Annotated in this window: 3 protein-coding genes and 1 pseudogene; 1 reads left to right on the forward strand and 3 read right to left on the reverse strand. The window is 42.8% G+C overall.

The genetic code is table 11. The annotated features are described in order from the left end of the window. Positions 1–112: 112 nt before the first annotated feature. Positions 113–598: a hypothetical protein gene (locus tag F8N00_RS17280; protein ID WP_023468592.1), complete on the forward strand. Its 486-nt coding sequence runs from the start codon at positions 113–115 to the stop codon at positions 596–598. Between the two features lie 267 nt (positions 599–865). Here the strand turns inward: F8N00_RS17280 and F8N00_RS17285 are convergent, their stop codons facing one another. The 3 genes and pseudogenes from F8N00_RS17285 to F8N00_RS17295 form a co-directional block, all read right to left on the reverse strand. Continuing rightward, positions 866–1,432, reverse strand: a complete 567-nt coding sequence (locus F8N00_RS17285; RefSeq protein ID WP_421018670.1) for a deoxycytidylate deaminase — start codon at positions 1,430–1,432, stop codon at positions 866–868. Between the two features lie 47 nt (positions 1,433–1,479). After that, positions 1,480–2,688, reverse strand: a complete 1,209-nt coding sequence (locus tag F8N00_RS17290) for a toxic anion resistance protein (RefSeq protein ID WP_023468594.1) — start codon at positions 2,686–2,688, stop codon at positions 1,480–1,482. Then, positions 2,675–3,121, reverse strand: a pseudogene (locus F8N00_RS17295) (5-bromo-4-chloroindolyl phosphate hydrolysis family protein); the annotation flags it as partial. The pseudogene F8N00_RS17295 and the gene F8N00_RS17290, both read right to left, overlap by 14 nt. Positions 3,122–3,151: the final 30 nt, after the last annotated feature.

The raw sequence follows: 3,151 nt of genomic DNA on the forward strand, positions 1-3,151 counted from the left end.
TATCATAGCAGACACGATTTCATCACGACTACTAATAAACAGATATTGTAAGCGTTTTCTAAATGAATTATGATGAAACTGGAAGTCCATTTATGCTTAAGGAGGAGAAACGATGATTCGACCACTTACTCAACTATACAGTGAAGCTGTTGGCACACTCGATCAATGGACGGTATCCGAAATTGTGACACGCGATCAAATTCGGCAAGCTGTCCAGGTGTACGATCCATATCAAATGCATACGTCGTATGCTTTGGAACATTTGTTGATTCATGAATTGCGTGAGGCTTGTCATCATGTCCAAGAACAAGGGCTAACGTTGGCTGATGCGCAAACAGAGCTTCTCATCCTCTCTGCTTTCCAAAGTGATGCTGGCTACCAAGCAGAGGAAATTCAAGATATGTCTCCCACTGCAATCAAACGGCACTTGTCTTCGCTAGACGCCGCCTTCAACCGACTATTACATCAACTGTTTTTACATCAATCGCAACCAGACATCCTCTGTCAGCGATTCATGACGATCCTCTCAGGTGCGGTCGCCACAAAATGCGCAATCCGTGCTAAACGCCTCAAGGAAGCGACACTTGTTCATCCATAAAAAAATCCTGACTCATGTGAGTCAGGATTTTTCATTCAACGACCTGGCATTCCAGCTCCTTGATTGGTTTTGTATGAAAATGCGGCGTTCCGCTTCGTCATATTCTATAGTCATCATGCCAAACTATTCAAGTCCTGTCAATTCTTTTCTAAAAAAAGTGGACCGATTTTCGATTGAAAATCAGTCCGAATGGAAGAGTGAATAATTACCATGGCAATGCTTGATTTCATCATACAATGCTATGGAAGCGTTTACAACCCTTTTTCGTTAAATTTTTTCAAGAAAATATTTGTTTGCGAGTGGCAAGTGGATGACTTCGATTCCACTTTGTCGCATCAGGTTCAGTCCGTCCCCATACTCATACCCTGTCGAATAAACGACACGATCGATTTTAGAAGCGATGAGCGCTAAACTACACGCATGACACGGACTATGTGTGACATAAGCTGTTGCATGACGCGCGCTCGTCGAATCAGCTGCTAGCTTACCGAGCGCGTTGATTTCAGCATGAATCTCATGTTGCTTCGACCATTCATGGTGTTCTTCCTGATTTTCGCACCGATAAAAGAGAGTTCCGTTTCGTTCAACCGATTCTTCAACAATCGGGTGGTCAGGACGTGATGTATAGAGAATACCATCTTGCTTTAAGTAAATTTCGTTGCAATTCACATGCTGACTAGGTGTTCCGTTTATTCCGATCGAAATTGGCTTTTCATCTTTAACGATGACACAGGCAACGGATTTTGAGGCACATTTTGAATGACGGTCTGCCATCATCCGTGCGAATAATAACCATGTCGTATCCCATTTCAACTGCTTCTCTTCATTATTCATTCAAACTCTCCTTTCATGAAGGAAAGGAACACGAAATGTCGTGTTCCTTAGTATGGTCGATTCGGTAATTCTCTACTTTTTGAGGCGACTTCGATGACTTTTTGTTTCAATTCATTCTCCATTCGCTCTAGTTCATGCTCTGCGTCGCGTCGCTTTTGTTTTCCTTCTTGTTGGATACGTAATGTCTCATCCAGTGTCTCGATCAAGTTTTGGTGCGCCACTTTTAACGATTCGACGGATACGATGCCTTTTTCGTTTTCTTCCGCAATTTCAATCGACGATTCCTTCAGCAACTTCGAATTTTGCTCGAGTAACTGGTTCGTCGTATTGGTGACATCCTTCTGCATTTCAAGTGCTGCTTTTTGACGCGACAGACTCAAAGATAGGACAACTTGGTTCTTCCAAAGTGGAATCGTATTGACGACTGCTGATTCAATTTTTTCCGCTAGAATTTGGTTATTTTGTTGAATGACACGAATTTGCGGTGCCATCTGCAAGCTAATTGTTCGGGATAATTTTAAATCATGGATTTTCTTTTCAAAACGATCCGTCAATTGAATCAAGTCATTCAATTCCTGTAACTTCGTTTGATCCCGCGATACCTCGACTTCCGTTCGTAACGGTTCGATTTCATGTTGACGAACGTGAGCGATTTTCGTCTCGCCAGCTGCAATATAGACGTTTAATTCCTCAAAATAACGCTTGTTCTTTTGATACATTTGATCGAGTAACGTGATGTCTTTCATCAATCCAAATTTTGATCGATCAAGATTGTGTACGACTTCTTCGAGATAAGCGCTCATTTTCTCGTATTGCAAGAAATACGTTTCCGCTTTTTTCTTCGCCCGACCGATGACCGGCACGTTCGACCAGAAGCTCTTTTTTTCTTGAAGCGTATCTGGATCCATTTGGCGGACACGCTGCATTAAGTCACTCAGTAATTTCCCTGCTTCCCCGCCGTCCTTCATCTTCACTTCACTTAAGACTTGATCAGAGAATTGGGATAGTTCACGCTGAACGGGCGCCCCGAATTGCATGACGGCATCCGTTTTTTGTAGATCGATCACCTGCAGTAGACGTTCAATCTTTTGTCGTTGTTCTGCCGGAACATCCGAAGGAATCATTTCTTCGACAGGGCGAGCCGGCATTTTGGGCGGTGTCTCCGCTACGTTTAAGTCGACCGACGGATCAGAAATCGTCGGTTGATCTTGCTCATCAGGCCATTGTTGCCATGTATCTTTATCAGAATGGGTCATGTCGGTAACTCTCCTCCTGTTTTCGTTGTTCAGTCTCTTGCGTCAATACCTTTTCAATCGTTAAGAGTTCCCGTTCTAAATCAACGGTATCCCCTTCAAGCAACAAGGTTTGTTGTTGCTTTAATTTTTGTCCGATCATTTTCAAGTTCGAAATCAATTGATTTTTCGTATCCAATTGAACTTGAGCGCCACGGCGTTCCAAATCGGCATATTTTTCTGAAATCGACAGTAAGGAATCCAGATAGAACGTAAAGAAGTCCCGAACTTTTTTGACGTCGCGTGGACTTTCATATAACTCCTCGAACAAGACATGTGCTTCCCGTGAGACGATGCGCATCTCACTTCTGATTTCACTATCTCGAATAGAGGGAACGATTTGATCGTACGTCTGGATTTTTGTGAATCCTTCTTCGATCGTCCGTTGCAATACTTGAAGTTCTAAATCTGTCTCTTATACACATCT

Origin of the sequence: Exiguobacterium sp. A1_3_1 (assembly GCF_048985645.1) — a bacterium.
Lineage (GTDB): Bacteria > Bacillota > Bacilli > Exiguobacteriales > Exiguobacteriaceae > Exiguobacterium_A > Exiguobacterium_A indicum.